The 17,652-nt window shown below is 60.3% G+C and carries 19 protein-coding genes; 8 read left to right on the top strand and 11 right to left on the bottom strand.

The features are described from left to right. Nucleotides 1-59: 59 nt before the first annotated feature. Nucleotides 60-506 (top strand): DUF4174 domain-containing protein, encoded by a 447-nt coding sequence (locus ACN0SW_RS01625; RefSeq protein ID WP_417726136.1) that lies wholly within the window; start codon nucleotides 60-62, stop codon nucleotides 504-506. Nucleotides 507-519: 13 nt separating this feature from the next. Here the strand turns inward: ACN0SW_RS01625 and ACN0SW_RS01620 are convergent, their stop codons facing one another. The 8 genes from ACN0SW_RS01620 to ACN0SW_RS01585 form a co-directional block, all read right to left on the bottom strand. Continuing rightward, nucleotides 520-1,038, bottom strand: a complete 519-nt coding sequence (locus tag ACN0SW_RS01620; protein ID WP_417726135.1) for a hypothetical protein — start codon at nucleotides 1,036-1,038, stop codon at nucleotides 520-522. A gap of 4 nt (nucleotides 1,039-1,042) precedes the next feature. Then, nucleotides 1,043-3,043 (bottom strand): acetyl-CoA carboxylase biotin carboxylase subunit, encoded by a 2,001-nt coding sequence (locus ACN0SW_RS01615; protein WP_417726134.1) that lies wholly within the window; start codon nucleotides 3,041-3,043, stop codon nucleotides 1,043-1,045. Between the two features lie 159 nt (nucleotides 3,044-3,202). Then, entirely contained in the window at nucleotides 3,203-3,433 is a 231-nt protein-coding gene (locus tag ACN0SW_RS01610; protein ID WP_417726133.1) for a hypothetical protein, read from the bottom strand. Nucleotides 3,434-3,845: 412 nt separating this feature from the next. Next, the gene (locus ACN0SW_RS01605; RefSeq protein ID WP_417726132.1) at nucleotides 3,846-4,190 is read right to left on the bottom strand and encodes a hypothetical protein; all 345 of its coding nucleotides are present in this window, start codon (nucleotides 4,188-4,190) and stop codon (nucleotides 3,846-3,848) included. A gap of 93 nt (nucleotides 4,191-4,283) precedes the next feature. After that, nucleotides 4,284-4,421, bottom strand: coding sequence for a hypothetical protein (locus ACN0SW_RS01600; RefSeq protein ID WP_417726131.1), 138 nt, complete (start codon nucleotides 4,419-4,421; stop codon nucleotides 4,284-4,286). Nucleotides 4,422-4,644: 223 nt separating this feature from the next. Continuing rightward, on the bottom strand, nucleotides 4,645-5,055 hold the full coding sequence (locus ACN0SW_RS01595) for a DUF6497 family protein (RefSeq protein WP_417726130.1): 411 nt from the start codon (nucleotides 5,053-5,055) through the stop codon (nucleotides 4,645-4,647). Beyond that, nucleotides 5,052-5,393, bottom strand: a complete 342-nt coding sequence (locus ACN0SW_RS01590; protein WP_417726129.1) for a hypothetical protein — start codon at nucleotides 5,391-5,393, stop codon at nucleotides 5,052-5,054. Before ACN0SW_RS01590 ends, ACN0SW_RS01595 begins: the two co-directional genes overlap by 4 nt. Before the next feature lie 72 nt (nucleotides 5,394-5,465). Then, on the bottom strand, nucleotides 5,466-6,998 hold the full coding sequence (locus ACN0SW_RS01585; protein WP_417726128.1) for an acyl-CoA carboxylase subunit beta: 1,533 nt from the start codon (nucleotides 6,996-6,998) through the stop codon (nucleotides 5,466-5,468). 179 nt (nucleotides 6,999-7,177) lie between these two features. Here ACN0SW_RS01585 and ACN0SW_RS01580 point away from each other — a divergent pair, with 179 nt between their 5' ends. The 7 genes from ACN0SW_RS01580 (at nucleotide 7,178) to ACN0SW_RS01550 (ending at nucleotide 15,473) form a co-directional block, all read left to right on the top strand. Beyond that, nucleotides 7,178-8,398: a multidrug effflux MFS transporter gene (locus tag ACN0SW_RS01580; RefSeq protein ID WP_417726127.1), complete on the top strand. Its 1,221-nt coding sequence runs from the start codon at nucleotides 7,178-7,180 to the stop codon at nucleotides 8,396-8,398. 339 nt (nucleotides 8,399-8,737) lie between these two features. Further along, nucleotides 8,738-9,304: a L,D-transpeptidase gene (locus ACN0SW_RS01575; RefSeq protein WP_417726126.1), complete on the top strand. Its 567-nt coding sequence runs from the start codon at nucleotides 8,738-8,740 to the stop codon at nucleotides 9,302-9,304. Between the two features lie 244 nt (nucleotides 9,305-9,548). Continuing rightward, the gene (locus ACN0SW_RS01570) at nucleotides 9,549-9,755 is read left to right on the top strand and encodes a cold-shock protein (RefSeq protein WP_417726319.1); all 207 of its coding nucleotides are present in this window, start codon (nucleotides 9,549-9,551) and stop codon (nucleotides 9,753-9,755) included. Nucleotides 9,756-9,912: 157 nt separating this feature from the next. Beyond that, complete coding sequence (locus ACN0SW_RS01565; RefSeq protein WP_417726125.1) at nucleotides 9,913-10,980, top strand: AI-2E family transporter; 1,068 nt, start codon at nucleotides 9,913-9,915, stop codon at nucleotides 10,978-10,980. Beyond that, the gene (locus ACN0SW_RS01560) at nucleotides 10,977-11,654 is read left to right on the top strand and encodes a chromosomal replication initiator DnaA (RefSeq protein WP_417726124.1); all 678 of its coding nucleotides are present in this window, start codon (nucleotides 10,977-10,979) and stop codon (nucleotides 11,652-11,654) included. Before ACN0SW_RS01565 ends, ACN0SW_RS01560 begins: the two co-directional genes overlap by 4 nt. A 49-nt stretch (nucleotides 11,655-11,703) precedes the next feature. Further along, a complete protein-coding gene (locus ACN0SW_RS01555; RefSeq protein WP_417726123.1) occupies nucleotides 11,704-13,878 on the top strand; it encodes an RNA degradosome polyphosphate kinase in 2,175 nt (724 codons plus the stop codon). A 50-nt stretch (nucleotides 13,879-13,928) separates the two neighbouring features. Then, the gene (locus tag ACN0SW_RS01550) at nucleotides 13,929-15,473 is read left to right on the top strand and encodes a Ppx/GppA family phosphatase (RefSeq protein ID WP_417726122.1); all 1,545 of its coding nucleotides are present in this window, start codon (nucleotides 13,929-13,931) and stop codon (nucleotides 15,471-15,473) included. A 13-nt stretch (nucleotides 15,474-15,486) separates the two neighbouring features. On the opposite strand, the gene ACN0SW_RS01545 is transcribed toward ACN0SW_RS01550, so the two are convergent. Genes ACN0SW_RS01545 through ACN0SW_RS01535 form a run of 3 tightly spaced genes read right to left on the bottom strand, consistent with a single transcriptional unit; the run spans nucleotide 15,487 to nucleotide 17,609 of the window. Beyond that, entirely contained in the window at nucleotides 15,487-15,867 is a 381-nt protein-coding gene (locus ACN0SW_RS01545; protein WP_417726121.1) for a hypothetical protein, read from the bottom strand. Nucleotides 15,868-15,904: 37 nt separating this feature from the next. Then, nucleotides 15,905-16,930: an endonuclease/exonuclease/phosphatase family protein gene (locus ACN0SW_RS01540; protein WP_417726120.1), complete on the bottom strand. Its 1,026-nt coding sequence runs from the start codon at nucleotides 16,928-16,930 to the stop codon at nucleotides 15,905-15,907. Beyond that, the gene (locus tag ACN0SW_RS01535) at nucleotides 16,911-17,609 is read right to left on the bottom strand and encodes a TerB family tellurite resistance protein (protein ID WP_417726119.1); all 699 of its coding nucleotides are present in this window, start codon (nucleotides 17,607-17,609) and stop codon (nucleotides 16,911-16,913) included. The genes ACN0SW_RS01540 and ACN0SW_RS01535 overlap by 20 nt, the downstream gene beginning before the upstream one ends. Nucleotides 17,610-17,652 lie beyond the last annotated feature (43 nt).

Below are 17,652 nucleotides of genomic sequence, written 5' to 3'. Positions count from 1 at the left end.
GGCTTTCACCCTTCGCAATCGCCCTCATCCGGCCTATATCTGTGCCAGCAGGAGAGCCTATGAAAACGATCTTATCCCTTGTTTTGACGACATTTATCGCCACCACCGCGGGCGCGCAAAACAGCGAAACAGCCCCCACGTTCGGGTCTATCGTCGCCGCCGATACGGTCAATTTGAATGATTTTCTCTGGCTCAAACGGCCGCTGGTGATCTTTGCCGACACCCCGGCAGACCCGCGTTTCGTCGAACAGATGGCATATATCACCGACCGGCTCGATGTGCTCACATCGCTTGATGTGGTGGTGATCACCGATACCGATCCTGCCGCCCGGTCCGCGTTGCGCCAGAAACTGCGCCCACGCGGCTTTGGTCTCGTGCTGATAGGCAAGGACGGGGTGATATACCTGCGCAAACCGGCCCCTTGGCATGTGCGCGAAATCATCCGCACCATCGACAAACTGCCGATGCGCCAACAGGAATTGCGCGAGCGTCCGGCCGATAGCTGATCCCAGACGACCATCACCGCGCCCCCATCGCCACGACCAAGAGACCAGACGCGGGGTCCATCAAGATCAGCGCACCCAATCCGCTCTCCCAAGCCAGCACCGCTCCGGACTGCTCCAGCATGTGATGAAACGCGCTCTCTCCGGCCGCGCCCATGCACTCGCGCGCCTCCAGCCCCGCACGCCGCATCGCCATGCCGGTGGGGCGATCGGCATTGGCCATGGCCACCATGGCGGCATCCAGGACCTGCGCATGCGGGGCCCATGCCGCCCGCCCCTGCGCTGCCAAAACCCGCGCCATCTCAGGGGCCGATCCGACCACAGGCATCGCCGCCTTGATCCGCCCATCTGTGATCCGGTAGAGCCCCGCCGCACATTGCATCGTGGCGGAAAACTCAACCGTTTCCCCCAGCGCGAACCAAGCCTCCAGCCGCGCCCGTTGCGCCGCCTCCGCATCCCGCGCACAGGCCGCCGCCAACGCCACCAGCGCCAACAACACCCCACCCGCGCGCATATGAGAGGCGGCTTGGGTCATCCCCTCACTCGAACTCCATGATCACATCGTCCACCGCAAGGCTGTCACCCGGCCCTGCGTTGACCTTTGCCACCACGCCCTTGCGTTCGGCGCGCAGGATGTTTTCCATCTTCATCGCCTCCACGGTGCACAGCGCCTGCCCCTCCTGCACCTCATCGCCCTCGGCCACGTTGACCTTCACGATCAACCCCGGCATCGGGCAGAGCAGCAACTTGGATGTATCAGGCGGAAGTTTCTCGGGCATTAACGCGGCCAGTTCCGCCTGACGCGGCGTGCGCACATGCACCTTGAGATCAGCGCCCCGCGTCCGGATACGGAAGCCGCCGCTGACCTTGCCCACCTTGAGCACAAGCGCCCGGCCATCCACATTGAGCCGCGCCAGCTGATCCCCCGGCGTCCAGTCGCTCGTGACGCGCAACGTGTCGCCGTCCTCAAAGCGCACCGTCGCCCCTTCGCGATCGGCGGCAACCACGACACCAAAACTCTTGCCTTGAAGGCTCACCACCCAATCCTCGCCGACGTGGCGCTCGTGATTATCCATCCGCCCCGATACCCGCGTGCGTCGGATTTCCGCGACCCGGTGCATCGCCGCTGAACTCGCGGCAATCGCGCGCAGCGCCTCTTCCGGCAGAGTGACCCCCATAAAGCCTTCGGGATATTCCTCAGCGATGAACGCGGTTGTGATATCGCCACTGACAAAGCGCGGATGATCCATCACCGCACTCAGGAACGGTAGGTTGTGCCCGATCCCTTCAACCTCAAAGCTGTCCAGCGCCACGCGCATGCCCTCAATCGCCTCGGCGCGGGTATGGCCCCAGGTGCAGAGCTTGGCGATCATCGGATCGTAATACATGCTGATCTCGCCGCCCTCAAAGACGCCGGTGTCATTGCGCACCACGGCCCCCTCGATCGCCAGCTCCTCAGGCGGGCGATACCGGCTCAGACGACCGATCGAAGGCAGAAAGCCGCGATAGGGGTCCTCGGCATAAAGACGGCTCTCCATCGCCCAGCCCGTCAACTTGACATCGGCTTGGGTGATGCTCAGCGCCTCGCCATTGGCCACCCGGATCATCTGTTCCACCAGATCGACACCGGTGATCAGTTCCGTCACCGGATGCTCAACCTGAAGTCGGGTGTTCATTTCGAGAAAATAGAAATTCTTGTCGCCATCGACGATGAATTCAACCGTGCCCGCGCTGGCATAGCCCACTGCCTGCGCAAGAGCGACGGCCTGCTCGCCCATTGCCTTGCGCGTCGCCTCATCCAAAAACGGGCTCGGCGCCTCTTCGATCACCTTTTGATTGCGGCGCTGAATACTGCATTCGCGCTCGCCCAGATAGATGCCGTTGCCATGGGTATCGCACAGCACCTGAATTTCGATATGGCGCGGCTGCGTGACGAATTTCTCGATGAAAATCCGATCATCCCCAAAACTCGACGCGGCCTCGTTCTTAGAGCTTTGAAAGCCCTCGCGCGCCTCTTCATCCGTCCAGGCGATGCGCATACCCTTGCCGCCGCCCCCCGCAGAGGCCTTGATCATCACCGGATAGCCGATCTGGTTCGAAATCGTGACCGCCTCTTCGGCATCGGCAATCAGGCCCATATAACCGGGCACGGTGCTGACGCCTGCCTCCTGCGCGATCTTCTTCGAGGTGATCTTGTCACCCATCGCCTCAATCGCCCCCACGGGCGGGCCAACAAAGGCCACGCCAGCCGCCTCCAACGCTTGGGCAAACTTTGGGTTCTCGCTCAGGAAACCGTATCCCGGATGCACGGCCTCGGCTCCGGTGGCTGTGATCGCCGCCATCACCTTGTCGATGACAATATAGCTCTCGGACGCAGGGGCCGCCCCGATATGCACCGCCTCATCGGCCATCCGCACATGCAGCGCGTTGCGGTCGGCATCCGAATAGATCGCCACCGTGGCGATCCCCATCTTGCGCGCGGTCTTGATCACGCGACAGGCAATCTCGCCCCGGTTGGCAATCAATATCTTCTTGAACATCTTGTCCCTTCCTCACGTTACGTGGCGGCCACTCAGGCGGCGCGCCGGATCTCTTTCGGCACACCAAAAAAGCCACCGGCGCGGTGGGCGCCGATGGCTTGATTGGAAATTCTGCGGCGGTCAGGCACAGCGCCTGCGCCCGCCCTTGGGCTCAGTGTGTCAGCAACGGCCGGGATAGGCTTGGCAATACACCACATTGCCTGCGGCCCCGACAGCCGCCCCCGTGACAACGCTGCCGCCAACGACCGCCCCTGTGAGCGCCCCGGCGCCCCCCCCCAAGAGCGCTTGCTCTGGGATGGTGTCGCCACAGGCCGCCAGCGTGCCAAAGGCCAAAAGGGCAAGGACCGGGGCAATGCCGCGTCGAATCGTGTGCAATCGAGTGGTCTGCATGACGAATATTCTCCTGAGAGGTTACCTTGAGTATCCGCGCCATAGAACGCCACAGACCGGGGGGCGTCAAAGCGATAGCAGAGCCGGTGCCCGCCATCGGCAAACCCCCGCCGATTCGCATGAAGGTTCGAAGCCGCTCCGGATGCCGCACAAAAAATGGGCGATCCATGCACAGGTGCACCGGATCGCCCACAAGGGGAAGGGCGGCAGGACAGACGCAACGTCATGACCTCTGGGGAAAGGATTCCCGCCACATACGCCAGCTTTACAGCAGCCGACGCCCAGACCAAGCGCCGACTGCGCCATGCGCCCGCTTCGGCAAACCTCCGCCCGTTTTCACAACCTGTAGGCAAAATGCCGCCCAACGACTGGTGCAGCCTGCGGCCTGAACGCGCGGATGTGGCCGGGTCGCTCACTCGAACACCTCGGGAAAAGAGGCGCGCGCCACCTCAAGATCAAGCACCAGCAGCGCCTCATAGCTCGTTGGATCGAATGGCTCCTCGGCGATCTTTACCTCGCGGCCCAAAAGCCAGCTCAGCCGTCCGGCATCCAGATTGCCACGCTCGAACGGCTCTTCTCCAAAACATTCCCAGATGGCGCGAACAAACCCCACATCCGCCCGCTTGTCAGCAGGCCTGCGGTCGCGAAAACGCTCACGCGCAACCAACGGGGTGGCCCCTTTGGGATTGGCGCGACGAATGGTGAATTGGAAATCAGACCCCGGCAAACGACCGGGAAAACCGCGATGTTTCAACATGTTGCGCCCTCCAGAGGATCAAGGCGCGGCGCGGCATAGGTAGCGGGTGACGGGACGGACCAACCGGACCGTCCCGCACTTAGCCCAACGGGCTTACTTGTACTTGCCGGTTTGTACGGGCTCGACCGAAATCGGCTCGACAACAACAAATTCTTCTTCGGCCGGCTGGGCGCATGCTGCAACAATGGCGATGAAGCCAATGGCGAGAATGCTCTTAACGCTCTTCGACATGTATATCTCCTGTCTCTCGTATCTTCATTAAAAGGCGCGCAAGGACACCATGTTCCTGCCCGCCTTGAGGGCGAGGTTAAGGTCGCTTGGGTGCAACCTTTACTTAGCTTATCGGAATTTTCCGGTTTTGAACATCTGTCATCACCAATCCCATGCGCCTGTGTCCCCAAAGCCTCAGTCCCCCCAAGACCTTGATTTCGCGACGCAACATTTTGCGTTCCCATTAAAACATCTCCCAGATGCAGGCTCCATCCTGCGGCCTGTAGGCCTCAAAGACCTGTATGACATCGGGGTTGAAAACCCCGAATTCCGACGGACGATCCGCCAGCGATATAACAACCTGAGCGGGTACCGGTCCGGTGTTGGCCAATCGCGGCAACGCGTAGCTCTCGCACAGCCAGATCAGATCGGCCAGCACCGTTTCCAGCTCTGCATCGCTTTCGCCAACACCTGCAAACCCCTCCGCCACAAACCGGAACCGATAGGTCAGTCCCAAACCGGGCCGATCCGTCACCACTTCCTGTACCCGCGCCTCCAACCCCGAGGGTAGCGGCAGCGCCTCCTCCTGCGCTGCCGCCCCTTGGGCGAAACACAGCCCGGCGCTCAGCGCCACAGCCCGTCCCACCCGTCTCATCGCGCGCGGCCCATCCAGCGCGCGCGGTTGTCCGCATCCTCCAACACCGCCGCAATCAGCGCTTCACACCTCACCCTGTCGCAGCGCCCTGCAACCGCGCCCCCGGCGCGCACATGCATAACCCCGTCATCACGCCTGACCTGCACCACCGGTGCATAACCGCGCACCGTCTGCAACGCTCGCCACAGATCCTGCCGCACCAGATGCGCCAACCGCCGCCGCCCGGTGGTGACGGGCAACACCGTCTCCACCGCCAAATCGAAGCGCACAGGCACCCGCCGCGCCAGCGTCAGCGCGTCCTCCTCGCCTTCGATCACATGCCAGCGGCTGCGACCCATCCTGCCCCTCCGTGCTTCATCTGGCCCCAAATACCTCGGGGGTCTGGGGGCGGCGCCCCCAGTCCACACTCCTCATAGCGGAATATTATCGTGCTTTTTCCAAGGGTTGGTCAGCTTCTTGTTGCGTAAGCTGGCAAAGGCCCGGCTCACCCGCATCCGCGTGCTGCGCGGCTGGATCACCTCATCGATAAACCCGCGCTCGGCCGCGACAAACGGATTGGCAAAGCGGCCCTCGTAATCCTTGGTATGCGCCGCCAGCTTTTCCGGCGACCCCAGATCGGCACGGTGAATGATCTCGGTCGCACCTTTGGCCCCCATCACCGCGATTTCCGCCGTGGGCCAAGCGTAGTTGAAATCACCGCGCAGGTGCTTCGACGCCATCACGTCATAGGCCCCGCCATAGGCCTTGCGGGTGATTACCGTCACCTTCGGCACCGTCGCCTCGCCATAGGCAAAGAGCAGCTTGGCCCCATGCTTGATCACCCCGCCATATTCCTGTCCCGTACCCGGCAGGAACCCCGGTACATCGACCAGCGTCAGAATGGGAATTTCGAAGGCATCGCAGAACCGCACGAACCGCGCCGCCTTGCGGCTGCTGTCGATGTCGAGACACCCCGCCAGCACCATCGGCTGATTGGCCACGACTCCAACGGTCTGCCCTTCCAACCGGACAAACCCGGTAATGATATTCTTGGCAAACTCCGCCTGAATTTCATAGAAATCCGCCTCATCCGAGATCTTGAGGATCAGTTCCTTCATGTCATAGGGCGTGTTGGCATTGTCGGGGATCAGCGTATCAAGGCTTTGCTCCACCCGTCCCGGCTCATCAAAGAAGGGACGCACCGGCGGTTTCTCGCGGTTGTTCAGCGGCAGGAAATCCACCAACCGCCGCACCTCAGCCAACGCCTCTACATCATTTTCGAACGCACCGTCGGCCACGCTCGATTTGCGGGTATGCGTGCTCGCGCCGCCCAGCTCTTCGGCCGTGACAACCTCATTGGTGACGGTCTTGACCACATCGGGTCCGGTCACGAACATGTAGGAACTGTCGCGCACCATGAAAATGAAATCGGTCATCGCGGGGCTATAGACCGCCCCCCCGGCGCAGGGGCCCATGATCAGGCTGATCTGCGGAATGACCCCGCTCGCCATGATATTGCGCTGGAACACCTCGGCATAACCGGCAAGGCTGGCGACACCCTCCTGAATCCGCGCGCCGCCCGAATCGTTGATGCCAATCACCGGCGCGCCATTCTGCATCGCCATATCCATGATCTTGCAGATCTTCTCGGCATGGGTCTCCGACAGGGACCCGCCAAACACCGTGAAATCCTGAGAAAACACATAGACCATCCGGCCATTGATCGTGCCCCATCCGGTGACGACGCCATCGCCATAGGGCCGCTCTTGCTCCATCCCGAAATCGGTGCAGCGATGCGCTTTGAACATATCGAACTCTTCAAAGCTGCCCTCGTCGAGCAACAACTCGATGCGTTCGCGCGCCGTCAATTTGCCCTTGGCGTGTTGCGCTGCGATCCGGCGTTCGCCGCCGCCCTTGCGCGCCTCTGCGCGACGGCTTTCCAATTCGTGAAGGATGTCTTTCATAGCACTCCCCTAGCGATCCCCTGCGATATTGCGCGCAACATACGGACAGAGCCCGCGCCGACAAAGTAAAATCGGGCAAATTTGCAAATCTTCGCAAATCATATTTCGCAAATATGTAAATCTGCAAATAATGGCCCACCGGCATGGACTTCACCGGGCGTGCTGCCTAGCCATGGCTCATGAGCAGCGCACAGCCCCCCAAATACCTCGACCGCTCGACACCGCCACATATCTCGACATTGATCCTGATGGCGGGACTGTCGGCGCTGGCGATGAACATATTTCTGCCAAGCTTGCCGGGCATGACCGCATATTTCAACACCGAGTACCGGCTCATTCAACTTTCGGTCGCGCTCTATCTCGGGGTCAACGCCGGGCTGCAATTGCTGATGGGGCCGATTTCGGACCGATGGGGACGTCGGCCAGTGATCCTTTCAGGGCTCGGCCTGTTTCTTGTCGCCACCTTGGGCTGCATCTTGGCGCCCACGATCACCGTATTCCTGACCTTTCGCATGCTGCAGGCCAGCGTCGTGGTGGCCATGGTGCTCTCGCGCGCCATCGTGCGCGACATAGTTCCACAGGACCGTGCCGCGTCAATGATCGGGTATGTGACCATGGGCATGGCGGTGGTGCCAATGATTGGCCCGGCCTTTGGCGGGCTTCTGGACGAGATCTTTGGCTGGAAGGCCAATTTCTGGGCGCTGTTTGTCTTGGGCGCGGCGCTCTTTACAGTCTGTTGGCGCGATCTGGGCGAAACCGCCCCTCTCACGGGGCGCACCTTGATGCAGCAATTCCGCGATTATCCCGCACTTCTGACCTCGCGCCGGTTCTGGGGCTACGCGCTCGCGGCGGGGCTCAGCTCGGGCGCGTTCTTTGCCTATCTGGGTGGCGCTCCGTTTGTCGGGGATCGGGTGTTCGGCCTGCCGCCCTCGACCCTTGGCATCCTGTTTGGCGCTCCCGCCATCGGCTATTTCCTCGGAAATTTTGCCTCGGGCCGGTTTTCCACACGGCTGGGCGTTAACCGCATGGTGCTCTGGGGCACGGTCTTTAACGCGGGCGGCATCGCGCTTAATCTCACGCTGTTTTATGTGGGCCTGGGCACACCGCTGACCTTCTTCGGGCTGATGACCTTCATGGGCCTTGGCAATGGCATGGTGATCCCCAACGCCACCGCTGGCGCTCTCTCGATCCGTCCCGATCTGGCCGGTACAGCAAGCGGCCTGTCGGGCGCACTGATGATTGGCATCGGCGCAGGGCTTTCGGCCCTTGCGGGGATGCTGCTCACTCCCGGCAGCGGGGCCTTTGCGCTTCTGTGGATTATGCTCACGACAGCGCTCGGCGCGATTGTGACCATCCTCGCCGTGATCCGCCGCGAACGCAGGCTGGGTCTGGCCGGATAAATCTGGCACAGCGCCGCGCCCATCCCCAACCTCAACCCGGATCACGTTTCCTTCACCTTACTGGTCCGGGTCTGACCTCATCCCCACATCTGTTCAAGGCCCCAAGGAGAGCACCCCAAGGAGAGCACCATGACCAGACACAGATCACCCCCCTCACCCCCTCGTGCCCGCACGCGCCGCCGCCTCACCCTTTTTCGCTTCACCGACTGGGCCGCAATCTGATCCCGCCCGCGACCCTGTCGCAACACTCAGGCGCAGAACGCAACCGTCGCCCGCTTTTGATTTTTTCAATTCCGGTCGCACGCCCTATAATCGGAGTCACATTTCAGGAGGTTCCCGATGATCCATCGACGCACATTCATGGCCACTGGCCTTGCCACCCTCGGCACTGTTTCCCTCGCTCCGCAACTCGCAAGCGCGTTTGAGCTCAATCCGAAATTCGCACCGCAAGAGGTGTCGTTTGATCCAGCCTATCAACCGGGCCAATTGATCGTGCTACCGCGCGCGCATTTCCTCTATTTCGTGACCGAACCGGGCCGCGCCCGCCGTTACGGGGTCGGCGTCGGCAAGGCCGGGCTGGAATTCACCGGCACCGCCACCATCGCCGTGAAAAAGGAATGGCCGACATGGCGGCCCACCGATGAAATGATCGAACGCGATCCTCGCAGCTATGGCCGCTTTCAGGGCAACGACTATGTCCAACCCGGCGGCACAGATAATCCGCTTGGCTCACGCGCGCTCTACCTCTTCCAGAATGGCCGTGACACCTACTACCGGATTCATGGGACCACACAGCCCTCCTCGATCGGGCGGTCGGTCTCGAATGGCTGCATCCGGATGATCAACGAGCACGTTCAGGATCTCTACACCCGCGTGCCAATCGGGACGGTCGTGACCGTCCTCTGATCGGGCGCAAACCGGCGCGGTCTGTCTTTTGTAACAGACCGCGCGGTCGTACGGTTTGACCGCACAACCGTACAGTCGGCAAACAGCATGGGTCTTGCTTTTTGCACTGTATTTGACCATATTCCACGCTGCGACGTTACCACTATCGACCATCTGTCCTTTACGGCTCAGTCACTCGATCTTGCACGACTTTGCCGGGCTGCCGCACTTCCGCGGGCAGCAAAAACAAAAGGATATCAGTACGATGGCTACTGGCACCGTAAAATGGTTCAACTCCACCAAAGGCTACGGCTTTATTGCACCCGATGGCGGCGGCAAGGACGTATTCGTTCACATTTCCGCCGTTGAGCGCGCAGGCCTGACCGGTCTGGCCGACGACCAGAAAGTGACCTTTGATATCGAATCCGGCCGTGACGGTCGTGAATCGGCATCGAATATCGTCCTCGCCTGAGTGACGAACCAGGGGTGAAACCCTTTTAAAACAAAATCTTATCGCGCCCACATGTGGCGCGATAAGGGTCTTTGGCGCGGGATTGCCCGCCCGCGACCTTTCCCCTTGAAACCGCCTGCTCAAACAATGACATAGGGTCAGTCTCAGGAGGCGAACAATGGCACTGCCCATCAAGGAACAGATGAAATACTGGGGGGCGGTCACGGCCGTCTTCTTTGTTTTGCTTTGGGTTTTGGGCAATGTGATCCTGCCTTTTGTCCTTGGCGGCGCCATTGCCTATTTTTTGGACCCCGTCGCAGACCGGCTTGAACGTATGGGTCTCAGCCGCGCCGCCTCGGTGGTGGTCATCACCTTGGTTGCAATCTTGACCTTTGTTATCATTGCACTTTTAATCATCCCCAGCTTGGTCAATCAGGCCGTTGCCCTATTCAACGTCGCGCCGGAACTGACTAAGGACTTGCATGGGTTCCTCAGCACCCATTTCCCGTCGCTGTTCGAGGCGGACTCGGTACTGAACAAGACCCTTCTCTCTCTCGGCGAGACAATTCGTGAACGTGGCGGCCAATTGCTTGAGACAGTCCTCAGCTCTGCCGCATCAATGATCAACATATTGATATTACTTATTATCGTCCCGGTTGTTGCGGTCTACCTGCTCTATGATTGGGATCATATGGTCGCAAAAATAGACCTGCTATTACCGCGCGACCACGCCCCCGTGATCCGTCGCCTTGCGGGCCAGATCGACACCACACTGGCCAGCTTTATTCGCGGCATGGGGACCGTCTGCTTGGTCCTTGGCACCTATTACGCTGTGACCCTGATGCTGGTCGGGTTGCAATTCGGCCTTGTCGTGGGGGCCATTGCCGGGCTGATCACCTTCATCCCCTATCTCGGCTCAATCGTCGGCGGCGTCCTTGCCATAGGCTTGGCCCTCTTCCAGTTCTGGGGCGACTGGGTCAGCGTCGGACTGGTGGCAGCGATCTTCGTCTCGGGACAGATGATCGAAGGCAATTTCCTGACCCCCAAACTGGTTGGATCTTCTGTCAACCTGCACCCGGTCTGGCTTATCTTCGCACTCTCGGCCTTTGGCGCGCTCTTCGGATTTGTCGGCATGCTGGTTGCGGTGCCCGTCACTGCATCCCTCGGTGTGATCGCCCGTTTTGCAGTAGAGCACTACCGCGAAAGCCGCCTGTACCGTGGTCTCGAAAGCCTTGATCGCGAATGACACCGCGTCAACTCAGCTTTGATCTGCCTGTGCGCCCCGCACTGGGACGTGAGGATTTCTTTGTCTCGCCAGCAAATGCCGAAGCGGTGGGCATGATTGAGGCATGGCAGGCATGGCCCGCGCGCAAACTGATCCTTGCTGGCCCTCCGGGATCGGGCAAGACCCATCTGGCCCATGTCTGGGCAGCCCTTTCCAGCGCACGGATCATCACCGCCACAGATCTGGCAGAGGCCAATATTCCAGATCTTGCCACCGCTCCGGTCGCCATCGAAGATGCCGACCGCATCGCCGGCAATCGCACCGCAGAAGAGGCGCTTTTTCACCTGCACAATCTCACATTGGCGGAAGGCCACGCGCTCCTCTTCACGGCAGAACGGCCTGCAAACCTGTGGCCAGTTACCCTGCCTGACCTGATGAGCCGCATGCAAGGCACCCTTCTCATTCAGTTGCGCGCGCCCGATGACGCGCTGCTGGCTGCGGTGCTGACCAAGCTTTTTGCAGACCGCCAGATCGCCCCCAGCCCGGACACGATCCCCTATCTGACACGCCGCATGGACCGCTCCTTTGCGGCGGCTCGAGAGGTGGTTACCGCCCTTGATTCAGCCGCCCTTGCAGAACACCGCGCGATCACCCGTGCATTCGCCGCGCAGGTGCTGGACAAACTGGCGCAATAACGCCACGCTGCGTCACCAACCCGTTACATCTCAGCGCCATAAGCCCCCTATGACCCAAGCAGATTTTCTCAAGCATCCCGCGCCCGAACCCATCGACCTTCCCGATCTGGATCTTACTGGTCCCGGGCGGTTCTACAATCGTGAACTCAGTTGGCTGGGCTTTAACTGGCGTGTGCTGGAAGAGGCACAGAATCTGCGCGTGCCGCTGCTCGAACGGCTGCGTTTCCTGTCGATTTCGGCCACCAATCTGGATGAGTTCTACAATGTGCGCGTGGCGGGCCTCAGAGAGCTGGCCCAGGCGGGCAACACAACCCCCGCCGCCGATGGCCTGACCCCATCTGAACAGCTAGTCTTGATCAATGAGAACGCGCGCAAGCTATTGGATTCGCAGCAAAAAACCTATGATGCACTGCGTCGCGAGATGGAGGCAGAGACTATCTCGATCCTCGATCGCACCTCTTTGAGCGATGATGACACGACGTATCTGGCAGATGTGTTCCTGAACAAAGCCTTTCCCGTGCTCTCACCACTGGCCATCGACCCGGCGCATCCGTTTCCGTTCATACCAAATCTGGGATATAGCCTCGCCCTGCATCTGGAGCGTAAGGCAGACAAGCGCCCACTTCAGGCGCTCTTGCCAATCCCCCAGCAGATTGACCGATTTATACCTCTGCCTGCCCCCGAGGGCGTATTCCGCTTTCTACCGTTGGAAGAGCTTTTGCTCTTGCATCTGCACAGCTTGTTTCCGGGCTACCGCTACAAGGGGCATTGCGCCTTTCGGGTGCTGCGCGACAGCGATCTTGAAGTCGAGGAAGAGGCCGAAGATCTGGTGCGAGAATTCGAGGTGGCGCTGAAACGTCGCCGCAGAGGAGAAGTGGTGCGCATGGAGATCTCTGCCAACGCGCCCGAGGATCTGCGCAATGTCATCATGCAGGAATTGCACGTCATCCCCGAAGAGGTGGTCGAGGTCGAAGGCATGATCGGCCTGGCAGACCTCAAGGAACTGGTGCTTGATGCGCGCCCTGACCTTCTGTGGCCACCCTTTACGCCGCGTGTGCCGGAACGGGTACAAGACCACGGAGGCGACATGTTCGCGGCCATCCGACAAAAGGACATGCTGCTGCACCACCCCTATGAGACATTTGACATGGTCGTGCGCTTTCTGACGCAAGCCGCGCATGATCCAGACGTGGTGGCGATCAAGCAGACGCTCTATCGCACCTCGCGCAACTCCCCCATCGTCGAAGCACTCTGCGAGGCGGCAGAGGACGGTAAATCCGTCACCGCCCTTGTGGAGCTAAAGGCTCGGTTCGACGAAGCGGCCAACATCCGGCAGTCCCGGCGACTAGAGCGGGCGGGGGCGCATGTCGTCTATGGGTTCATCGACCTCAAGACCCATGCCAAGATTTCAACCGTAGTGCGCCGGGAAGGCGAAAATCTGGTGACTTACACCCACTATGGCACCGGCAATTATCACCCGATCACCGCCCGGATTTATACCGATCTCAGTTTCTTCACCTGCAACACGCAACTTGGGCGCGACGCAACCAAAGTGTTCAATTACTTGTCCGGCTACGCCGAGCCTGAAGGGCTGGAGAACCTTGCAATATCGCCCAAGTCACTCAAACCTCGTCTGATGGAGCTAATAGAACGTGAGGCCGAGCACGCTGGCGCGGGCAAACCGGCCGCGATCTGGGCCAAGATGAATTCGCTGATCGAACCTGACATCATCGACGCCCTCTATGCTGCGTCAGAGGCAGGCGTCAAGATTGACCTCGTGGTGCGCGGAATCTGTGGATTGCGCCCGGGAATCAAAGGTTTGTCCAGCAATATTAGGGTGAAATCCATCGTGGGCCGCTTTCTCGAGCATTCTCGCATCGTCTGTTTCGGCAATGGCTCTGGCCTGCCCTCGAAAAAGGCGCGGGTGTTCATTTCCTCCGCCGACTGGATGGGCCGCAACCTCAATCGTCGCGTCGAGACCCTTGTTGAGATAGACAACCCGACCGTCAAGGCACAGATCGTAAGCCAAGTCATGGCCGCCAACATGGCCGACGTGGCGCAAAGCTGGGTCATGGCGCCCGATGGCAGCTTTACCCGCCCGCCCGCGATTGAGGGCATGTTCGCCTTCAACTGTCACCGCTTCTTCATGGAAAATCCCTCGCTTTCGGGTCGGGGCTCTGCTGGGGCGTCGGATGTGCCAAAGCTGACCCATACGGATGATTGACCCGCGCGCGCCCGTATCGCATAGAGGAAGCGCGTAAGACTGGGGCGGACATGGACGGCAGCAAAGACCCGACAGAACCCGATGGCGGCCCGTTTGGCCGCCCCCTGTTTGACAGCCCAACCGCGCGTGCGCTCAGTCGCGTAGGGGTGGTTGATGTGGGGTCGAACTCTGTGCGCCTAGTCGTATTTGACGGCGCGGCACGCAGCCCGGCCTATTTCTACAACGAAAAAATCATGTGTGCCCTTGGTGCCGGAATGTCCGAGAGTGGGTGCCTGAACCCGACCGGGCGCAACCGCGCACTGGAGGCGCTCAAACGTTTCCAGATACTGGCCGAGGGCATGGACACCGGCCCGCTTGTAATAGTCGCCACCGCCGCTGTGCGCGAGGCCAGCGATGGTGAGGACTTTTGCGCCGAGATCGAGCGTGAAACCGGCCTGAAGCTATGGGTGATCGACGGGCGCGAAGAGGCGCGGCTATCGGCACAAGGCGTGCTTTTGGGGTGGCCCGGCTCTTATGGTCTGGTCTGTGACATCGGCGGGTCGTCGATGGAACTGGCCGAGATCAACGGTGGTACGGTAGGCGCGCGAGTCTCCTCGCCTCTGGGCCCGCTCAAACTGCGTGACCTCAAGGGCGGCAAGAAGGCGCGCAAGGCCTACATCCGCCAAACCCTGACTGACATGCGCGCCGAGTTAGGCGAACAGAAGAACCGCCTTTTTCTGGTGGGAGGCTCTTGGCGGGCCATAGCCCGGATTGACATGGCGCGGCGCAATTACCCGCTGCATGTGCTGCATGAATACCGCATGAGCCCCGCCAACGTGCGTGCGACAATCAAGTATATAGAAAAGCAGGATGCGGAAACGCTCCGCCTTCAATCAGGGGTCTCGACGGCGCGGATTGATCTAGTGCCGCAGGCCGTTGAGGTCCTCGGAGAACTGATCAAGACCTTCAAACCGCATGATATCGCCATTTCCAGCTATGGCATCCGCGAAGGGCTGCTATATGAACAAATGCCACAAATGCTGCGGGATCGTGATCCGCTGATTGAGGCGTGCCGTTTTGCTGAACAAAAAGATGCGCGCCTTCCCGGCTTTGGCAAGGTGATCTATCACTTTATCCTGCCACTGTTTAAATCAGCCAAGCCAGAACGCCGCCGCCTGATGCGCGCCGCCTGTCTGTTGCATGATGTCAGTTGGCGCGCTCATCCCGATTACCGCGCCGAAGTCTGTTTTGACAACGCCACCCGCGCCAATCTTGGCGGGCTCAAACATTCTGAGCGGGTCTATCTGGGGCTAGCTCTGCTGCATCGCTATTCGAACAAACGCGAAAACAGCCGTTTTGCCGATCTTGACGGGCTGATTTCCGACAAGGACCGCCACGAGGCCGAAGTTCTAGGAAAGGCCATGCGCTTTGCCGCCATGCTCTGGCTCAAACGCAACGCGCATTTGGGTGAGTTGCGGTGGTTCCCACAGAAAAAAGTGCTTGAATTGCGCCTTTCGGCAGAGGCGACACCACTCTTTGGTGAGGTGGCCCAAGCGCGCTTTGCCTCACTTGCATCAACCTTGTCCGCGCGGGTCGTGATCAAGACCGCGGCTTGACAGATAAGGGGACTCAGAGCTCGATTTCACCCTCCGGCAAAGGTGGCTCCAGTACGTCTTGTGGCGTCTTGCGGCGCAAGATGATGTCGCCATTGGGCAAAACCTCAGGCGCATGATAAGCACTGAGATCTCCGACCTCGCGCATCAGATCGCTCAGCGCGGGTCCCATTTCTTCGATAAACTGACGCAGAGCGGGTTCCATATCCTGTGCGCGTTCACGCAACCCCTCCAGCGCCGGACCCATCTCGCGCTGGATGCCTTCAAAGAAAAGGCGCGCGCCCTCTTCCATTAGGCTACGCCCTTTTTCAGTGTCGTCCGCCTCCTGCGCGGCCACGGGCACCGCACTCAGCGCGATAATCAGACAGGCGGCTCGGAGTTGGCGTAACTGTTTCATGTTCGATATATAAGTGCAGTGCATAATGATTTTAAGATCAGAAATCAAAATCCAGACTGACCGGAAAATGATCCGACGCAGCCAGCAGCGCCTCGCGCAGATCGCGATTATCCCAACACTCCGGATCGTCAAACGGATGCCAGATCCGCCAGACCGGGCGGCGTCCCATAAGGTCTTGCGAAATCAAAATATAATCCAGTAGCGCCTGCATATAACACCGCTGGTCGCGGAGGTAAAAACGCGCGGTGGCGTGGACCGCACCGAAGCGTCGTGACAGCGCATCACGCGCATGTGGATCATAGAGGGTCAGCGCCGCATCCTGCCCCTCGCCCATGATGATCTCGACCGAGGACCGCCCAAAGAGATGTTCATACTCGTCCAGCCCTGGACCATCATTCAAATCACCCAATACGACGAGTGAATCTCCGGTTTCCAGATGCTCCGCGATCCTCTGCCGCAGCCAGACGGCCTGCGCCAATTGTTTGCGCCGGTTGGCGATCCCGATCCGTATAGCCTCATCGCGGCCAATTGCGCCGTGCGGCGCCTTGGATTTCAGATGCGCCCCGATAAGGCGCAGCACCCGGCCCGGTTTGGTGATCAGCTCAATCTCAAGCGGCGGTTTGGAAAACTGCACCCGGTCCGCGCGGTCGTCGATATCGAGATCAATCCGGAAAACCCCATCAAGACGAGGCACCCCGGACGCACCCGGTGTCGGATCTCCCTGAGGATCATGCCGAGCGCTCACCACATCAGGATCGTATAAAAGCGCCAGTTCCTGCTGCGTCTCATTGGCAAAGCCGATCACCGCCCGCCGCGCCCGAAGCTGCATCAGCTTGGCAAAATTCTCGAGCGCCTTGACCGTGCTGCGCCGCCCGTTTTGATCCGGGGCCTCAACCACCAGAACGACGTCGGCATCAAGTGCGGTGAAGACAATGCCGATCGCGGCGAGTTGATCACCACGCCTGACATTGTAGCGCGCCGACCAAGCCGCATCATCATAGGGTCGACCCTGATCATCAAACAGCGCGTTGAACCATTCGACATTATAGGTGGCGATCCGCATGCGCGCGCGCCTCTCTGATCTCTTCCCACGCGCGGTTAATGTCGACCAGCCGGCGCTCTGCGAGGCGTATCGCCTCCGGGGGCACACCGCGGGCCTGCATACGGTCAGGGTGGCTCTCGCGCACCAGTTGACGCCAAGCCTTGCGCACCTCCTCGTCAGACATATCTGCGGTGACCCCCAGAACGGACCATGGATCGGGCGTGGAATTTGGCACAAACCGCGCACGGAGCGCACGAAACGATGATGCAGGCAGCACAAATATTTCAGCCACACGCACAAGGAATTCGTCCTCCTTGGCGTGATAGACCCCATCCGCCATCGCGATGTGAAACAATCCCTCCATCAGGTCGCAGAGCGTGCTAGGTTGACCTGCGAACATCCGTGCGATGTTACGGGCATATTCCTCATAGCCCGCCACATCCTGCCGTGCGAGGTTAAAGACGCGGGCCGCATTGGCCTCGTCCGCCTCGGCGATCTGGAACACCTCGCGAAAGGCCGTAACCTCATCTCGGGTCACCAGGCCGTCTGCCTTAGCCATCTTGGCCGACAGCGCGATAACCGCGATGGTAAAGGCGACACTACGCTCGGGCGGGCTGCGCAGGCGGTCGAAAACCGCGCTCAGCCCCTCGCCACTGGCAAGGGCCGACAAGGCTTCGGAAATGCGGACCCAAATCGACATGGCCGCAACCCTAGCCCCATTCGCAGACCGTGTCAGTGCAAAC

Source organism: Roseovarius sp. (assembly GCF_048262375.1).
GTDB lineage: Bacteria > Pseudomonadota > Alphaproteobacteria > Rhodobacterales > Rhodobacteraceae > Roseovarius.
Note: the sequence above shows the minus strand (reverse complement) of the source record. Positions and strands in the feature narration are given on the sequence as shown.

Excerpts from the sequence above, each read along its gene's own strand:
- ACN0SW_RS01625 (WP_417726136.1), top strand. The coding sequence starts at position 60 with ATGAAAACGATCTTATCCCTTGTTTTGACGACATTTATCGCCACCACC.
- ACN0SW_RS01620 (WP_417726135.1), bottom strand. The coding sequence starts at position 1,038 with ATGACCCAAGCCGCCTCTCATATGCGCGCGGGTGGGGTGTTGTTGGCG.
- ACN0SW_RS01615 (WP_417726134.1), bottom strand. The coding sequence starts at position 3,043 with ATGTTCAAGAAGATATTGATTGCCAACCGGGGCGAGATTGCCTGTCGC.
- ACN0SW_RS01610 (WP_417726133.1), bottom strand. The coding sequence starts at position 3,433 with ATGCAGACCACTCGATTGCACACGATTCGACGCGGCATTGCCCCGGTC.
- ACN0SW_RS01605 (WP_417726132.1), bottom strand. The coding sequence starts at position 4,190 with ATGTTGAAACATCGCGGTTTTCCCGGTCGTTTGCCGGGGTCTGATTTC.
- ACN0SW_RS01600 (WP_417726131.1), bottom strand. The coding sequence starts at position 4,421 with ATGTCGAAGAGCGTTAAGAGCATTCTCGCCATTGGCTTCATCGCCATT.
- ACN0SW_RS01595 (WP_417726130.1), bottom strand. The coding sequence starts at position 5,055 with ATGAGACGGGTGGGACGGGCTGTGGCGCTGAGCGCCGGGCTGTGTTTC.
- ACN0SW_RS01590 (WP_417726129.1), bottom strand. The coding sequence starts at position 5,393 with ATGGGTCGCAGCCGCTGGCATGTGATCGAAGGCGAGGAGGACGCGCTG.
- ACN0SW_RS01585 (WP_417726128.1), bottom strand. The coding sequence starts at position 6,998 with ATGAAAGACATCCTTCACGAATTGGAAAGCCGTCGCGCAGAGGCGCGC.
- ACN0SW_RS01580 (WP_417726127.1), top strand. The coding sequence starts at position 7,178 with ATGAGCAGCGCACAGCCCCCCAAATACCTCGACCGCTCGACACCGCCA.
- ACN0SW_RS01575 (WP_417726126.1), top strand. The coding sequence starts at position 8,738 with ATGATCCATCGACGCACATTCATGGCCACTGGCCTTGCCACCCTCGGC.
- ACN0SW_RS01570 (WP_417726319.1), top strand. The coding sequence starts at position 9,549 with ATGGCTACTGGCACCGTAAAATGGTTCAACTCCACCAAAGGCTACGGC.
- ACN0SW_RS01565 (WP_417726125.1), top strand. The coding sequence starts at position 9,913 with ATGGCACTGCCCATCAAGGAACAGATGAAATACTGGGGGGCGGTCACG.
- ACN0SW_RS01560 (WP_417726124.1), top strand. The coding sequence starts at position 10,977 with ATGACACCGCGTCAACTCAGCTTTGATCTGCCTGTGCGCCCCGCACTG.
- ACN0SW_RS01555 (WP_417726123.1), top strand. The coding sequence starts at position 11,704 with ATGACCCAAGCAGATTTTCTCAAGCATCCCGCGCCCGAACCCATCGAC.
- ACN0SW_RS01550 (WP_417726122.1), top strand. The coding sequence starts at position 13,929 with ATGGACGGCAGCAAAGACCCGACAGAACCCGATGGCGGCCCGTTTGGC.
- ACN0SW_RS01545 (WP_417726121.1), bottom strand. The coding sequence starts at position 15,867 with ATGAAACAGTTACGCCAACTCCGAGCCGCCTGTCTGATTATCGCGCTG.
- ACN0SW_RS01540 (WP_417726120.1), bottom strand. The coding sequence starts at position 16,930 with ATGCGGATCGCCACCTATAATGTCGAATGGTTCAACGCGCTGTTTGAT.
- ACN0SW_RS01535 (WP_417726119.1), bottom strand. The coding sequence starts at position 17,609 with ATGTCGATTTGGGTCCGCATTTCCGAAGCCTTGTCGGCCCTTGCCAGT.